This is a genomic window from Lederbergia sp. NSJ-179 (assembly GCF_022867885.1).
Classification (GTDB): Bacteria; Bacillota; Bacilli; order Bacillales; family Bacillaceae_C; genus Lederbergia.
Window position 1 is genome coordinate 75,994 of the sequence record NZ_JALIFP010000002.1, and the last position, 16,314, is coordinate 92,307.

Here is a 16,314-nt window from a genome sequence, read left to right on the forward strand (position 1 = left end):
AAAAATGGAGGGAAGAGTATGAAAAAGTATTTGCTATTTTTATTGACAATTGTATTTGTCGCCATGATGACAGCCTGTTCAGGGGGAACAGAGAAAGGTTCGTCAGACGTGAGTGAAAGTAATAATAAAGATAGTAAAAATAAACAGGAACAACAGGCAGGTAAAGATGAACAAGTAACATTGCGGATGTCTTGGTGGGGTTCCCAAGGACGTCATGATATGACATTAAAAATTATCGAGCTCTATGAAGAACAAAATCCTCATATAAAAATTGAACCAGAATTTACGGGATTTGACGGGTATTTTGAAAGAATGGCTGCACAGGCTGCAGGAAATAATCTTCCGGATATTATGCAACAAAATTTCGGTGAGTACTTAAACCTATATGCTGAACAAGGATTATTGGCAGATATGAATCCATTTGTTGAGGACGGTACAATCAATTTGGATGGAGTAAATGACACTATTATGGACTCGGGTATGAAGGAAGGAAAACTTTTAGGCATTCCTACAGGAACGAATGCTTACACAGCTCTTTATGATCCGGCCATGATGGAAGAAGCTGGAGTGGAAATAAGTGATGATTGGACATGGGAGGACTTCGAAAATGTTGTAAGAGCAGTGAAAGATAAAACAGGCAATTACGGTGCGAAATTACCAGAAGTAAAGAATGTTTTTGAATTCTATGTAAGAGAGCAAGGGTATAGATTGTTCAATGATGATGGGACTGGATTGGGTTATGAGGATGACCAGATTTTAGTTGATTATTTTAATCGGAACTTAAAGCTTTATGAAGAAGGAGTCTTCCCAGGGTATGATGTAACCCAGCAAGTACAAGGACCTGAAGATGAACTTATTGTTCACGGAAAGGCTGCAATCGATTGGAGATGGTCAAATCAAGTTGGGGTTTTAACGGATGCAGCAGATAGAGAGCTTAAATTAACTCTATTGCCCGGAGCTAATAATAGAAAAGGTATGTTTTTGAAACCAGCAATGTTTTGGTCTATTGCCGAAAACTCCAATAATAAAGAAGAGGCTGCAAAATTTATTGATTTCTTCACAAATACAATTGAGGTCTTTGATATTGGTGGGACAGATCGTGGTATTCCGATTAAAGAAGAAATTCGGAATGAGATGGTAGCTGATTTAGGAGAGGTAGATAAAAAAGTTTTTGATTATATTGAATTTGTAACAGATAATAGTTCACCCATTGATTCGAATTTCCCTGCCCAAGCGTCCGAAGTAATAAAGGAATTAGAGAATGTTGATGAGATGGTTATGTATAAAAAATTATCACCGGAAGAAGGAGCAGCCGAATTTAGAAAAGAGGCTGAGGCAATATTGAACCGTTAATTATAAAATTTGTAAATGAACGGTCTCCCATATAAAAAGGTGACCGTTTCCATAATACAAGGATTCAATTCTTAAACAACAGCATCATCTGTTCTATTTAATTTTTCAAAAATATATAAGAAAAATATATTAAGAAAGGATGAGGACGATGCCGTTAAAAAAAACAGAAAGGACATCCCAAATACCTTTCAAAGTCCTAAGTAGAAGAAAGTTAAAAACGGATCATCAAGAGGGTATGGGCTATCTATTTATTTCCCCATTTATTATCGGCTTAGTTGGTTTAACGCTTTTTCCTATTTTATATTCCTTATACTTGTCCTTTACTGATTATACGATGGGTGGTCAAGCAAATTGGATTGGATTTGGAAACTATGAACGGATGTTCACAGATGATAAAACATGGAAGGAGTCTATAAAAGTAACTTTTCTATACGCGGGTGTGGCTGTACCTATCCGACTCATTTTTGCTCTCTTTGTTGCGGTTGTATTGAATAAGGTAGTAGAAGCGGTCGGTCTTTACCGTACTCTTCTTTACTTACCATCAGTTGTCGGAGGAAGTATTGGTATCTCTATTATATGGAGACAATTATTTGGTAATGATGGCGCACTTAACTCTATTTTAGCCATGCTTGGTCTTCCAACACATTCATGGTTAGGTGACCCGAATACCGCCATTTGGACACTTGTTGCTTTATATAGTTGGCAATTTGGTTCATCGATGCTCATCTTCCTTGCAGGACTTAGGAATATTCCACAGACCTATTATGAAGCAGCAAGTGTTGATGGAGCCAGACCTTGGCAGCAATTTATTAAAGTCACCATTCCATTACTAACGCCAGTAATTTTATTTAACACGGTAATGCAGACGATTCAAGGATTTATGGCTTTTACGCCAAGTTTTGTCGTGACAAACGGTGGTCCAATGAACAGTACACTATTATATGTTTTGTACATGTATCGTAGAGCGTTTGAATTTTTTGATATGGGCTATGCCGCTGCTATGGCTTGGTTTATGCTCATTATAATTGCTGTCCTTACTGCACTTATATTCAAAAGTTCAGATAAATGGGTGCATTATGGTGATTAAAGGGAAAGGAGCCTAATAATGGAAATAAAAACAAAAAAGAGGATTAAGAAAATACTTCTACATGTGGGGCTCATTATTTTTACTGCAGTAATGTTGTATCCACTTGCATGGATGTCGATGAGTTCTTTTAAAGAAAGCTCGACCGTCTTCATTGATGCACATAAACTTATTCCAACAGAATGGGATTTTAGCAATTTCAAAGAAGGATGGAAAGGATTTGGTGGAATTACCTTCACCACTTTCTTTAAAAACTCATTTATTATTACGTTCATAGCCACAATCGGAAGTATCATTTCCTCCACGTTTATTGCATATGGCTTCGCGAGAATTAAGTTTACTGGGAAAAAAATTTGGTTTGTATTAATGATGCTTACTTTGATGCTTCCGTATGAAATGGTTATGATCCCTCAATATATTATGTTTAATAGTTTTGGTTGGGTTGACACATACCTTCCATTAATTTTACCGACCTTTTTCGGAGTTCCTTTTTTCATCTTTTTAATTATGCAATTTATAAGAACGATTCCAACTGAGCTAGATCAAGCTGCTAGAATTGATGGGTGTGATACCGTTTCCATTTTCTTTCGTATCATTGTTCCTTTAATTGTGCCAGCGATGATGACAGCGACGATTTTCTCATTCTATTGGCGTTGGGATGATTTCATGGGACCATTACTGTATCTAGTAACCCCAGAAAAATATCCCGTTTCCCTGGCATTAAAGCTTTTTTCTGATCCGAACGCCGTCACAAACTGGGGAGCGATGTTTGCCATGACAACTGTTAGTCTGCTACCTGTTTTTATCATCTTTTTTATTTTCCAAAAATACATTGTAGAAGGGATTAGTACGAGTGGACTGAAATCATGATGAATGAAAAGGATAAAAATAACATGAGATAAAGATTCAACTTTTCTGTAAGGGAAGGGATAAAATGCAAATGAATCGGTTATTACTTGGTATTTATAATCTTTGCAAATGGATCACCTATTTTTTTTACTTAAATATGATATGGCTAGCGTTTTGCCTTTTAGGCGGTATTATTCTAGGAACTTTCCCAAGCACAGTTTCTCTTTACACAATTGCCAGAAAGACAGCCTTGGGGGAGGAAGATATCCCACTTGTCAAAACATTTTGGCATGTCTATCGTATGGAATTCTTACGTGCCAATGGTTTGGGTTATTTATTATTTTTCATTGGTAGTCTAACCTCCTTTAATTTATTCTTTTTTAGAAGTTTTGAGGGTACTGTTCATCTTTTTATGAGTTTCTTTATGCTGATAATAATGGTTGTTTTCATCATGCTCATTCTATATATTTTCCCGGTTTATGTCCATTACAAATTGAATATACTTCAGTACTTACGTCAGGCTTTAATCATTGCTTTTTTACATCCCGTAAATCTGATCATCATGTTGATTACTTGTGTAGCCACTTATTATTTTCTCGTATACCTACCAGGCTTTATTCCGCTTTTTGGAGTAAGCATACTTTGCCATTTAAATATGTGGCTTGCCTACCAATGCTTCCAAGCCATTGAGCGTGTCGTAGAAAAAAGGCAAATCGGTCAAACAACCTTATAGTTAGTTGGAGCGGCCTTTTACTTATGATGTTTTTGCTATTAATCTATTTGTCTTACAATTAATCAAAGTACATAAAGGAGGAACAAATAATGAGTATAAAACGCAAGGCACCGGTAGGGATTTTGGGATTTCCCATTACCCCCTTTACTATAAATAATAAGGTTGATGAACAAATGCTTGAAAAGAATATTCAATTTTTATTAGCTGAGGGGCTTGAAGCCATATTCGCAGCATGTGCTGCCGGAGAATATCCATCATTAAGTAAAGAGGAGTATAAATCAATAGTAGAGGTAGCTGTATCTGTAACAGGAGGTAAAGTACCTGTATATACAGGGGTTGGAGGAAATATTCAAACTTCGTTGGAACTTGCACAAATATCAGCAGATAAGGGAGCAGATGGTTACTTGATCTTGCCTCCATACCTTGTATCTGGAGAACAGGCAGGTCTAGCTGATTATTTCAAGACAATTGCAGAGAGCACAAACTTAAATGCCATTGTATATCAGCGTGATAATGTTTATCTTTCCATATCAACCTTGGCAGCGCTCGCAAAAGTCCCTCAGGTAGTCGGTGTGAAGGATGGACTGGGCAATATGGAGTTGAATACACTCCTTACACAAACTTTTAAAGAGCGTTTTAGCTGGATAAATGGTATGCCACTTGCAGAAGTGACCATGCCCGCCTATGTACCACTGGGTTTTGAGTCTTATTCATCGGCAATTTCCAATTACATCCCGCACATCTCGAGAAAATTCTATAATGGCGTTTTGAGTGGAGATCAAGAGACGGTCAATGAAATTTATCAGTATGTCATTTTGCCAATTAACAAGATTCGTAGTCAGTGTAAAGGATATGCTGTTTCTCTTATTAAAGCAGGTATGGAAATAATAGGAATACCTGCTGGACAGACGGTTAGAAGACCAATTCTTCCAGTAGAAAAGGAACACTACGCGGAAATGGAAACGATTTTGAAAAATGCGATGGATCGCTTTCCAAAAGAAACATCCATTCAATCAATTTAAAAGGGTGGGATACTTTATGACAACAGAAGTACAGATTAAAACATATCTTAATTATATTAACGGTGAATGGGTTACATCCGTTTCAAGTGAAGTAGAAAAGAGTTTAAATCCTGCCGATAAATCGGAAATTGTAGGATATGTTCAAAAATCTACTGAGGTTGACTTAAATCTTGCGGTAGACGCTGCAAAACAGACGAAAGCAAAATGGCGCAAGCTTTCCGGTGCAGAACGGGGGGAGTATTTATATAAGGCAGCACAGGTTCTTGATAAGAGAATAGAAGAAATAGCTGAATGTGCAACAAGAGAAATGGGAAAAACATTTGCCGAAACAAAAGGGGAAACAGCACGTGGAATAGCCATCTTGAAATATTATGCAGGAGAAGGTATGCGTAAAATTGGGGATGTCATACCATCTACTGACAGTACTGCTCTTATGTTTACGACTCGAGTTCCGCTAGGTGTAGTGGGTGTTATCACTCCGTGGAATTTCCCAATTGCCATCCCAATCTGGAAAATAGCGCCGGCTCTAGTATATGGTAATACAGTTGTAGTGAAGCCTGCAACTGAAACAGCCATCACTTGTGCAAAAATAATAGAGTGCTTTGAGGAAGCCGGTCTTCCAAAAGGCGTTATCAATATGATCACAGGACCAGGTAATGTTATTGGACAGGGGATCGCCGAACATGAAGATATAAACGGTATTACCTTTACCGGTTCAAATGGCGTTGGGAAAAGAATTGCTCAAGCGGCATTAGCGCGTGGAGCGAAATATCAGCTTGAAATGGGAGGGAAGAATCCGGTAATTGTTGCTGTGGATGCAGATTTGGACCTAGCTGTAGACGCGGTTATTGCTGGGGCGTTCCGTTCAACAGGGCAAAAATGTACAGCGACAAGCCGAGTCATTATAGTAAATGAAATCTATGAAGAATTTAAGCAAAAGCTTGTAGAAAAAACGAAAGAGATTACGATTGGAAATGGATTAGATAATGCCACATGGATGGGACCTTGCGCTAGTGAAAATCAGCTTAAGAATGTTCTTTACTATATTAACAAAGGATTGGAAGAAGGAGCACATATTTTAACTGGTGGAAAACGCTTGGAAGAAGGAGTTCAGGCAAAAGGCTACTACGTAGAACCAACTATTTTTGAAAACTGCACACCGGATATGACGATTGTACAAGAGGAAATTTTTGGTCCAGTGATTGCACTACTTAAAGTCAACTCAGTAGAAGAAGCACTTCAGCTTGCGAACAACGTACAGTATGGTTTGAGTGCTTCTATCTTCACTACAAATATTCAGCATTTCCTTTCTTTCGTTGATAATATGGAAGCTGGATTAATTCGAATTAATGCAGAAAGCGCGGGTGTTGAACTGCAGGCACCGTTCGGTGGAATGAAAAATTCCAGCTCCCACTCACGAGAGCAAGGAGAAGCAGCAAAAGAGTTCTTTACATCCGTAAAAACAATTCTTGTTAAATAAGACGTTATCAATGAAGAAAAAAGTCTTAGGGTTAACATGGTTTTTTACAAAAGATATTTTGGAAGCTGGAATACTGTTGTAAAGAAGCCTAAAAGAAGAAACAAATACCAAATGGTAAAGGGTTAGTTACCTCGACATATGAAATAATCTAAAGTGAAGACAGTCTATTTTCTTTATTATAATGAGGGGGATGATAAAGTGGATACAAAAAAACGTCTAAAAGAAACACCACGTTATATTAAGGTGAATGAGAATGATAATGTAGCCATTGTCGTTAATACTGGGGGGCTAGATCACGGGGCTGTTTTCCCATGTGGACTTGAACTTAACGAAAGAATACCGCAAGGGCATAAAGTTGCCCTAACAGACATACTTGAAAACAAAGCAATTATCCGCTATGGAGAAGTGATTGGCTATGCAGCTAAACTAATCAAGAAGGGTAATTGGGTTAAGGAGTCCTTAGTGATACTGCCAGTATCCCCCAATTTAAATGACCTACCCTTAGCAAATAACGTTTCTGAAACTTTACCGCCTCTTGATGGTTATACATTTCAAGGTTTTCGTAATAAGGATGGCAGTGCTGGAACCAAGAATATCCTAGGCATTACAACAAGTGTTCAGTGTGTAGTCGGTGTTTTAGATTTTGCCGTAAAAAAAATAAAACAAGAGATTTTGCCAAAATACCCTAATGTTGATGATGTGGTTGCAATTAATCATAATTACGGTTGCGGTGTGGCCATTCATGCACCTGAAGCTGTTATTCCAATTAGAACCATTCAAAACCTAGCAAACCATTCAAACTTTGGTGGTGAAGCATTGATCGTTGGTCTGGGCTGTGAGAAGCTTTCACTTACCAGAATAACACCGGATGGGAAAATAGCGGATGTCATTTCCCTTCAGGATCAACACGGATTTAAAAGTATGGTTCAATCCATTATGGATATGGCTGAGGAAAGATTAATAAAGTTAAACAGAAGAAAGAGGGAAACTTGTCCTGTTTCTGATCTTGTCATAGGACTGCAATGTGGGGGGAGTGACGCCTTTTCGGGTGTAACTGCAAATCCAGCTGTTGGATTTGCAGCTGATTTATTGGTTAGGGCAGGGGCGACTGTTTTATTTTCAGAAGTCACAGAGGTACGGGACGCTATTCACTTATTGACGCCTCGAGCAGTAAATAAAGAAGTGGGAAGTGCTTTAATCCGTGAGATGGAATGGTATGATCGGTATCTTCTTCAAGGGGGAGTTGATCGAAGTGCCAACCCATCACCAGGAAATAAAAGAGGAGGGCTAGTCAATGTAGTGGAAAAGTCATTGGGGTCTATAGCAAAGTCAGGTAGAAGTCCGATCGCAGGGGTACTCGCACCTGGTGAAAAAGTAAAGAAAAAAGGGCTAATTTATGCGGCCACACCGGCTAGTGATTTTGTTTGCGGAACATTACAACTAGCTTCCGGTATGCATCTTCAAGTTTTTACAACCGGAAGAGGAACACCATATGGACTTGCAATGGCTCCAATCATAAAGGTGGCCACCCGAAATGCATTAGCAGAGCAGTGGGAAGACCTGATTGATATAAATGCTGGTAGGATTGCTACTGGCGAAGCAACGATAGAAGAAGTGGGATGGGAAATATTTCACTTTATATTGGAAGTAGCAAGCGGTCATAAGAAAACATGGGCAGAGCATTGGGGACTGCATAATGATTTAGCCTTGTTTAACCCAGCACCAATTACGTAATTTTAGTTATTATTTATCTGTGGTTATTTCGAACAAAGCTAAAAAAAGAAAATCTAGTCAAATGGCCTTATAATTGTGAACTTTTACGAATGATACCATACATAGATCCCTTGTCCCTGATAAAAGGTAATAAGGGATTTACGAAGGATTAACAACGTTGTTAATTTGTGGTATTCTAATAAATAGAAGGAACTTAAAAAAGATACGGATAAATAAGTTTTCTGTCGGTGTCTAAAAAATGAGGTCATTACGATTAAAACTTCAAACCCTAATAAACTTACCTATCATCATTTAAGCGCGTTTTTTATCCCATTGGCTTTGTCATCAAGTTTAACTTCCCTCACACATATTATTATTAATGGGACATTAAGTAGAGGTGAAAATGCCACCTTCGTTATCGCCTGTTATGCTGTCGCGTTTTCGTTATTTGGCATTATAGAACGTCCTATTATTAGTCTTCGTCAAACAAGCTCGGCGCTTGTGAAAAATCCCCATTCATTTAAAACGATAACGATTCTTTTTTTACAAGTGACAGGCATCATCGTGTTTATTAGTTTACTAATCAGCTATACAAGAGTAGGAGATTGGTTATTTGTCCATTTTTTTAATGCTAGTGAGGATATGGTGTACACCATTTCGCAAACCTTTAAAGTGATTACGCTAGTCGTGATTTTTTCGGGAATTCGTGGAATTTATCAAGGATTTATGATCAATCAATTAGAGACAAAATGGATTACGATTGGCGTCGTGCTCCGACTTTTAGCGATGCTATTTGTCGCCTATGTGTTTATACAAACAGATCGAGTTACGAGCATGGTTGGGGCGTTGATCTTTTTAATTGGTATGATCATAGAAATGGTGATTAGTGTCTGGAGAGGGCAACGGCTTTTATGGAAGCAAAAGAATAATAAAGAACCATCCGTAGGGAAAAAGGAAATGCAACAATTTTATACCCCCCTCGTTTTCTTTTTTGTGATTCAGACGCTGCTCATACCTGTTGTCTACGCCTTTTTAGCGAAGACGAATAATATTGAAGCAGGAATCGCTTCGTTTGCTTTAGCCTATAGCATTTGTCAATTACTATTAAGCTTTTTCATGTTTACCCATCAAATCGTTTTACAATTTTACGATGAAAATAAAGAAAAAGTGATTCATTTTATCGTCATCATTAGCCTCATTCCAGCACTATTATTAGGAATATTATGTGTCACAAAAGCAGGACCATGGTTTATGGATGTGATCATGGGAGCTGATCCTTCTTTGTCAAAAATGACGATTATGGTGCTAACCTTTTTTCTCTTTCGGGCTTTATTATTTCCGTGGGTTGATTTCTTAAATGGGTATTTAATGCTTAAAAAGCGGACGAAAAAGATGTTAATGGGACAGATTGCCAATTTTGTGACTGTCTTCCTATGCCTTATTGTTTTTGTTGCTTTTTTTCCTGAATGGAATGGCATTATCGGTGCTGCTTCTATTTCTATTGGTGAACTTACCGGACTAGGAGTTGTGCTCTTTAATGTGGTTCGGGTGAGTAAAGAACCTACTTCTTCAGCCTTAAAGAAAAATAGCTTAAAAGTGGAGTAGGAATTTTTAGAATATACTCACTCCTCCCACGCTTTCTAGTGTATACTATCAGTAGAAAGGGGCATCACACAAAATGTATAAAGCGATAATTTTTGATTTAGACAATACGCTTCTAAATTATTCTAAAAGTGAATGGGAATCGATGCAAAATACAGTAAATGGGCATGGCGTAAGTCAGAGCGAGACTTTTGATTGGGATAAATTTTGGAGATGCTTTCAAAAAGTCAATATGCAGTATTGGAATGATCGAAATAAAGCGGGTCATCATATATTAGAGGTACTTGAATATTCTTTTAAAGATACTTTAAAAGAATTAAAATGCGATGATTCTGTATCACAGGTATTAGCTGGCCAATATTGGGAAACGTTTTGTCAGACCTGCCATTTTGAGGAGTATGCGCCAGATCTATTATCTTATCTTCATGGAAGTTATAAATTAGCGATTATATCAAATGGGATTGGGGAAGCCCAAAGAGGTAGGCTTGCAGCAGGGGGAATGGATCATTATTTCGATAGGTTAATTATTTCGGATGAGGTAGGCTATTGGAAGCCTGATAAGAAAATATTTGAGACAGCACTTAAACAATTGGATATCAATCATACGGAGGCTTTATTCATCGGAGATTCTTTGCGAGATGATTATTCTGGTTCCGTAAATGCCGGGATTGATTTTTGTTTTTATAATCCAAAGGGGATCCCGCTTGAAAAAGGATTCCACCCAGCATTTACGATTAAAAGTTTGCAGGAAGTGAAAGAGATTTTAGGAAATTATACAAGTGGAGAGAGGGAAACCATATGAACTATGAAAGAGGCGGGGTCGTTTTCATTGGTTGTATCATCCTTGGTGTTGGTTTAGGGCTTTTATTTGATAAAGTAGGGCCGGTTCGATGATCGGTCTTGGTGTGGGCTTTATCGCTATGGGATTTTTTCGTAAAAACAGATAAAGAGGGGGAAAAGAGATGACCTATGAGCCACCGAAGCAAACGATTGGAGTAGCTGCTTTTGTTACTAATGAAAAGGGAGAGGTGTTACTCCTGAGAACCCACTGGCGCTCAGATACATGGGAAATGCCAGGTGGGTGTGTCGAAGTTGGGGAGCCACTGGATGAGGCCGTTTGCCGGGAGTTTTTTGAAGAGACAGGTGTGACGATTCGCCCGATTGGCATTACGGGGGTTTATTTTAATCAAACGAAGGCAACTGTAAGCGTTGTCTTTAAAGCTGAGTATGTGAGTGGAGAGATCAAGATTCAGCCGGAAGAGATCCTCGAAGCTCGCTATATATCGATTGATGAAGAAAATATTGGTCATTATATTACCCGTCCGCAGCAAAGGTCTCGTACACTTGATGCAATGAAAGCGAAAAATTTTGTTCCATACGAGACATGGGAAATGAAGCCGAACTATCAGTTGAAGACAAGGCTGGATGAAAGGAGAAGACATAATGACGAATGATTTTTACTGTGATGAGGTGTTAAATGGGAAAACGCAAGTAGAGAAAGTCTATGAAACGGAGAATGTCTTAGCCTATTATCATACAAGGCCTTTCTATCAAGTCCATATTGTCGCCATTCCCAAAAAGCATATCCCATCCCTTACAACGATAGAAGATCACGAATTGTTGTTGGAATTAATGGGTGTGGTGCAAAAGGTTCCTAGTAAGATTGAAGAAGAACACGGGGCTTGCCGCGTGATCACTAATCTCGGCGCTTATCAAGATTCCAAGCATTTGCATTGGCATATCGTGTATGGAAAAAAAGTGTAATCATTTTAGAAAAGTTAATTATAAGGGGGGAAATTATGGCTGGTTATGATTCATTTGCAGATACTTACGATCATATCATTCGAAAGCGCTTGCCTATAAATGAGCTGAGCTTTCAATTCATATTGAAGCAAATCGATGAAATAAAAGGCCGGAAAATTTGTGATCTAGGATGTGGCCAAGGCGAGTTAAGTCGGCGACTCATAAAATGTGGCGGGCTTGTCACTGGGGTAGATATTAGTCAAGACTTACTTCGAATCGCCCGGTCTTATCCTGATGCCGATGCCGCCCACTGGGTAAAAGACGATGCGCAAAGTTTACAGAGTGTTTCAGAAAATGAATATGATTTTGTTGTTTCGAGTTTAATGCTGATGGATTTGCCCGATTTTCAAAAAGTGTTCGACTCCTCTTATCGAATTCTTAAGCCAAAGGGAAAAATGATTTGGGTTATCACTCATCCTTGTTTTCAGTCCCCTTATAGTGAGACAACCGAAAATGGTATGAGAATCATAAAGAAATATGCAGAGCAGTGGTGGAAATCTGAAGGAGAAGGGACGATACGGGGCACATTAGGAGCCTATCATCGTCCTTTGGAAAAATATATAAATTCCTTTATTTCTACAGGATTCCGTTTACTGGCGATGAAGGAATTAACGATTCCGAAAGAGGTCCCACTTGAAGGACGACAAAGAACGCATCATGAAATTCCGCCTTTAATCGGTGTAGTCGGTGTGAAAGTGTAAGATGATTATCTCATAGAGATAGGGAATTTCGGATGAAACAATGATTTTAATTTGAAATAAAGCAGGCTAAGGCTTGTTTTTTCCTGTGATTGTTTTTCTAACGCTTATGATTACACAAATGATCGGGATCCTTTTTATTAAATCGTAGATTCAAATCCGTGTTTGGATGTATGAAAATGCAAAGGCACCGCAAAAATATAGATTCAAGAGTCGTTTGGATGTCCGAAAATGCGAAGGAACTGTAAAAACGTAGATCCAAGAGGCGTTTGGATCTGCGAAAATGCGAAGGAACTGCAAAAACGTAGATCCAAAGCGTGTTTGGATGTCCGAAAATGCGAAGGAACTGCAAAAATATAGATCCAAGAGCCGTTTGGATGTCCGAAAATGAAAAGGAAATGCAAAAACATAGATCCAAGAGGCGTTTGGATGTCCGAAAATGAAAAGGAACTGCAAAAACATAGATCCAAGAGGCGTTTGGATCTACGAAAATGCAAAGGAACTGTAAAAACGTAGATCCAAGAGGCGTTTGGATCTGCGAAAATGCGAAGGAACTGCAAAAACGTAGATCCAAAGCGTGTTTGGATGTCCGAAAATGCGAAGGAACTGTAAAAACGTAGATCCAAGAGGCGTTTGGATCTGCGAAAATGCGAAGGAACTGCAAAAACGTAGATCCAAAGCGTGTTTGGATGTCCGAAAATGCGAAGGAACTGCAAAAATATAGATCCAAGAGGCGTTTGGATCTGCGAAAATGCGAAGGAACTGCAAAAACGTAGATCCAAAGCGTGTTTGGATGTCCGAAAATGCGAAGGAACTGCAAAAATATAGATCCAAGAGGCGTTTGGATCTGCGAAAATGCGAAGGAACTGCAAAAACGTAGATCCAAAGCGTGTTTGGATGTCCGAAAATGCGAAGGAACTGCAAAAATATAGATCCAAGAGGCGTTTGGATCTGCGAAAATGCGAAGGAACTGCAAAAATATAGATCCAAGAGGCGTTTGGATGTCTGAAAATGAAAAGGAACTGCAAAAACGTAGATCCAAAGCGTGTTTGGATCTGCGAAAACGCGAAGGAACAGTAAAAACGTAGATCCAAAGTACGTTTGGATCTACGAAAATGCAAAGGAATGGCAAAAACATAGTAGAATCCTCTCTTTGTGTACAAAACACCCAGGAATTTGCAAAAATGTAGATCAAGAAGCTTTCTTGTTGCTTCAAAAAATATCCCTTCAATCTTATTGTATTTTGCTCGTTTAATGGGAAATATCGTTTCGTTTGTTTCACTGGGCAATCTTGGTAATTTCCCTTGCTCATTGTCCCTAGCCATAAAAATTGCTACAATATAAATATCGAATACGGATAAAGACAGGAGTGTCAGTTTGCCAAAATTACGAAATATTCTTTTATTATTGATTGTGGTATTCGGGTTTTGGCATTTTTATGGGGAAACCTTGAAGGAGTCTGGAGTTTCAGGAGTTTTGGGTAAATTCCAATCAGATCTTCATGCCATAAAAGAAAATCCGAAAATAAACGAAACGATCGAATCTCTACAATTCCAAGTTCAGCATTTATTTAAAATATCACCTCAAGAAGAGTCACAAGAATTGAAGCAGAAAATGGTTAAAAAGCCGAATTTGAAAAATCCAGATGATCAAATTTTCTCTGTTCATAATATTGAAATAGGGGATGCGCGAGCAGAGGTTGAGAAAAAAATTGGAACACCTAATCGTTCAACGATGAATGAATATGGTGTGGAGTGGGTGGCCTATCATGAGCAATATCACAATTTTATGATGGTGGCTTATGATGAGGATGACCTCGTAGCGGGGTTATACACAGATCAAGATTTAATTGCCTCTAAAATAGATGTAACTTATGGGACACCTAGGGAATCCGTCCTCGAAACGAATGATGACCCACTTCAATATATCCGCAAAGGCTGGGTTTCCTATCAAATCAATTCGAATGATGAATATGATTTGTTTCTAATGGACGATCAATATGTAACGATCTTTTATGACCAGCAGGAAAAAAACACGGTAACGGCTATTTTGATTATTGATGAGAAACTTGAGCAGAGAAAAGAAAAAATATATGGAGAGCCTAGTGATGAGCTGAAAGAAGGATTTGAATATCAGTTATTTGATTTGACAAATGCTGTGAGAGTCAAAAATGGTCTGCCTGCTCTTACTTGGGATGAAGCAGTGATGAAAACAGCCCGTGGGCACAGTACAGATATGGCGGAAAATGACTATTTTAATCATACAAATCTTGAGGGGAAATCACCTTTTGACCGGATGGCAGAAGATGATATTGTGTATCAAATGGCAGGTGAAAACATTGCGATGGGTCAATTTAGCAGTATTTTTGCCCATGAAGGACTGATGAACTCACCAGGTCACCGTAAAAATATTCTTCAAAAGGATTTTCAAGCGTTAGGTGTAGGTGTCGATTTTAATAAGGACGGGCAACCGTATTTTACAGAGAACTTTCTAAGCCCTTAATTGTATGTGAATAGGTCTGCTAGTAGCGAGCAGACCTCGTTTTTGGTTCAGAGAGAGTGGGAGCATAATAATAGAACGTAAATTCGGATATAGGGAAGGAACTTTCTTATTTGTGGCGAAGTATACAGAAGAGTACAATTTGAAGGGGGATAAAAAAGTGATTGACAATGAAAAGCAAACATTATTGAAAGAATTTAAACAGTGGCCAATATTTGTAGGGCAACTTGATCCAGCCATTTGGGATAAGCCTGTTGGTGAGGGGAAATGGGCAGTCCGTGATGTGGTGAGTCATATTTTACTTTGGGATCAGTATTTTTATGAAGAAGCGATTAAGCCGATCTCGGAGGATCAACCTTTGACCGTGAGACATTTGGATTTTGATACTTTCAATCAAAACGCCCGCGAATTTGCAAAATCAAAAACTGACGATGAGTTGATTAACTTGACTCGTGCGAATCGTGAACAGATAGTAAATGCCATTCGGGAACAATCAGATGAAAACTTTGAAAAGGTCTACCAAGACGCCGAAGGACATCCCTTTGCTGTAAAGAATTATTTGCGTGATTTTATTTGGCATGATCAGCACCATAGAAAGCAAATTGAAGCATTGATGCTGACTTTCTCATCTAAGTAGCACAATGTTAGGGGATAACCGCGGAATTTAGTCAAAGCACTAATTTTGAGATAAAAAAGTAGTACTTGAGGTAATAAGACCGCTAGTGCGCTTATCTTACTAACGGTCTTAATATATAGGGGAAAGGCTCGGATATGATGTGAAGTAAAAAACAACAGAGGATTTTTAATAATCAATCCCATGTATACAATGATCATACGTCCATTGTATAATTTTTTCATCATTGTTCGTTTCGTAGAATTCTGATAATAAGTGATTCCATACTTCCAATTGTTCTTCATTAATATTGACAATTCCTACACCATTCAACATCATGATTGTATTGGCGGATACAATCGCGGTCCGTTTATTTCCGTCCCAAAACAGTTGGGACCGCATAGCATAATACATATATTTTAACGCTTTGTATGTCCATGACATTTCACCATTCATAATGTCTTGTATAGTAGCCGCAACCTCGGATTCAATCGGAATGGCAGGAGTATAGTCTACCCCATGTATTCCTACCTGACCCGTGCGCAAAACGCCCCATTCCAGTGACTCATTATAGGAGATAAAACTGTTTATTTTACAAGCGATTGATAAATCAAACTTTGCATCTTTAGGCAGTTTTAATACATATTGATAGGCATTTTTCAGGTTAAGGATGACCTGTATATCATCTATACTAACTCCACTTACGCTCATACCTTCGACAATGGTTTTTGTTTGCGGAAATGTAGTTTTGACTTTTTCTAGACGTGAAGCGGAATGGATTAGACCGACAATGCTTTTTTTTAATAAAAATCTGGACTCTCGATCGTTGAGATTGTATTTATCTTTAAAAATCATTCATCCTACC

Annotated in this window: 15 protein-coding genes; 14 read left to right on the plus strand and 1 reads right to left on the minus strand. The window is 38.4% G+C overall.

Annotation, left to right across the window (positions count from 1 at the left end):
- Nucleotides 1-18 precede the first annotated feature (18 nt).
- From MUB24_RS02360 to MUB24_RS02425, 14 genes are all read left to right on the plus strand, one after another.
- Nucleotides 19-1,353 (plus strand): ABC transporter substrate-binding protein, encoded by a 1,335-nt coding sequence (locus MUB24_RS02360; protein ID WP_244700724.1) that lies wholly within the window; start codon nucleotides 19-21, stop codon nucleotides 1,351-1,353.
- Nucleotides 1,354-1,588: 235 nt separating this feature from the next.
- A complete protein-coding gene (locus MUB24_RS02365) occupies nucleotides 1,589-2,440 on the plus strand; it encodes a carbohydrate ABC transporter permease (RefSeq protein ID WP_244701137.1) in 852 nt (283 codons plus the stop codon).
- Between the two features lie 18 nt (nucleotides 2,441-2,458).
- Nucleotides 2,459-3,307, plus strand: coding sequence for a carbohydrate ABC transporter permease (locus tag MUB24_RS02370; protein ID WP_396426689.1), 849 nt, complete (start codon nucleotides 2,459-2,461; stop codon nucleotides 3,305-3,307).
- A gap of 64 nt (nucleotides 3,308-3,371) precedes the next feature.
- The gene (locus MUB24_RS02375) at nucleotides 3,372-4,019 is read left to right on the plus strand and encodes a YesL family protein (protein WP_244700726.1); all 648 of its coding nucleotides are present in this window, start codon (nucleotides 3,372-3,374) and stop codon (nucleotides 4,017-4,019) included.
- Nucleotides 4,020-4,108: 89 nt separating this feature from the next.
- On the plus strand, nucleotides 4,109-5,041 hold the full coding sequence (kdgD, locus tag MUB24_RS02380; protein ID WP_244700728.1) for a 5-dehydro-4-deoxyglucarate dehydratase: 933 nt from the start codon (nucleotides 4,109-4,111) through the stop codon (nucleotides 5,039-5,041).
- Between the two features lie 16 nt (nucleotides 5,042-5,057).
- Nucleotides 5,058-6,521, plus strand: coding sequence for an alpha-ketoglutaric semialdehyde dehydrogenase GucD (gene gucD, locus MUB24_RS02385; RefSeq protein WP_244700731.1), 1,464 nt, complete (start codon nucleotides 5,058-5,060; stop codon nucleotides 6,519-6,521).
- Between the two features lie 198 nt (nucleotides 6,522-6,719).
- Nucleotides 6,720-8,255 (plus strand): galactarate dehydratase, encoded by a 1,536-nt coding sequence (gene garD, locus MUB24_RS02390; protein WP_244700733.1) that lies wholly within the window; start codon nucleotides 6,720-6,722, stop codon nucleotides 8,253-8,255.
- A 312-nt stretch (nucleotides 8,256-8,567) separates the two neighbouring features.
- Entirely contained in the window at nucleotides 8,568-9,839 is a 1,272-nt protein-coding gene (locus tag MUB24_RS02395) for an MATE family efflux transporter (protein ID WP_244700736.1), read from the plus strand.
- A 73-nt stretch (nucleotides 9,840-9,912) separates the two neighbouring features.
- Nucleotides 9,913-10,638 carry a YjjG family noncanonical pyrimidine nucleotidase gene (locus MUB24_RS02400; protein ID WP_244700740.1) on the plus strand — a complete coding sequence of 242 codons (726 nt, stop codon included), beginning with the start codon at nucleotides 9,913-9,915 and terminating at the stop codon, nucleotides 10,636-10,638.
- Between the two features lie 160 nt (nucleotides 10,639-10,798).
- Nucleotides 10,799-11,290, plus strand: coding sequence for an NUDIX hydrolase (locus MUB24_RS02405; protein WP_244700743.1), 492 nt, complete (start codon nucleotides 10,799-10,801; stop codon nucleotides 11,288-11,290).
- Nucleotides 11,280-11,600 (plus strand): HIT family protein, encoded by a 321-nt coding sequence (locus MUB24_RS02410; RefSeq protein WP_244700746.1) that lies wholly within the window; start codon nucleotides 11,280-11,282, stop codon nucleotides 11,598-11,600. The genes MUB24_RS02405 and MUB24_RS02410 overlap by 11 nt, the downstream gene beginning before the upstream one ends.
- A 35-nt stretch (nucleotides 11,601-11,635) precedes the next feature.
- Nucleotides 11,636-12,340 (plus strand): class I SAM-dependent methyltransferase, encoded by a 705-nt coding sequence (locus tag MUB24_RS02415; protein WP_244700748.1) that lies wholly within the window; start codon nucleotides 11,636-11,638, stop codon nucleotides 12,338-12,340.
- A gap of 1,374 nt (nucleotides 12,341-13,714) precedes the next feature.
- Nucleotides 13,715-14,839 carry a CAP domain-containing protein gene (locus MUB24_RS02420; protein WP_244700751.1) on the plus strand — a complete coding sequence of 375 codons (1,125 nt, stop codon included), beginning with the start codon at nucleotides 13,715-13,717 and terminating at the stop codon, nucleotides 14,837-14,839.
- 157 nt (nucleotides 14,840-14,996) lie between these two features.
- Nucleotides 14,997-15,473 carry a DinB family protein gene (locus tag MUB24_RS02425; RefSeq protein WP_244700753.1) on the plus strand — a complete coding sequence of 159 codons (477 nt, stop codon included), beginning with the start codon at nucleotides 14,997-14,999 and terminating at the stop codon, nucleotides 15,471-15,473.
- 165 nt (nucleotides 15,474-15,638) lie between these two features.
- Here the strand turns inward: MUB24_RS02425 and MUB24_RS02430 are convergent, their stop codons facing one another.
- Nucleotides 15,639-16,304: a Fic family protein gene (locus MUB24_RS02430; RefSeq protein ID WP_244700756.1), complete on the minus strand. Its 666-nt coding sequence runs from the start codon at nucleotides 16,302-16,304 to the stop codon at nucleotides 15,639-15,641.
- Nucleotides 16,305-16,314: the final 10 nt, after the last annotated feature.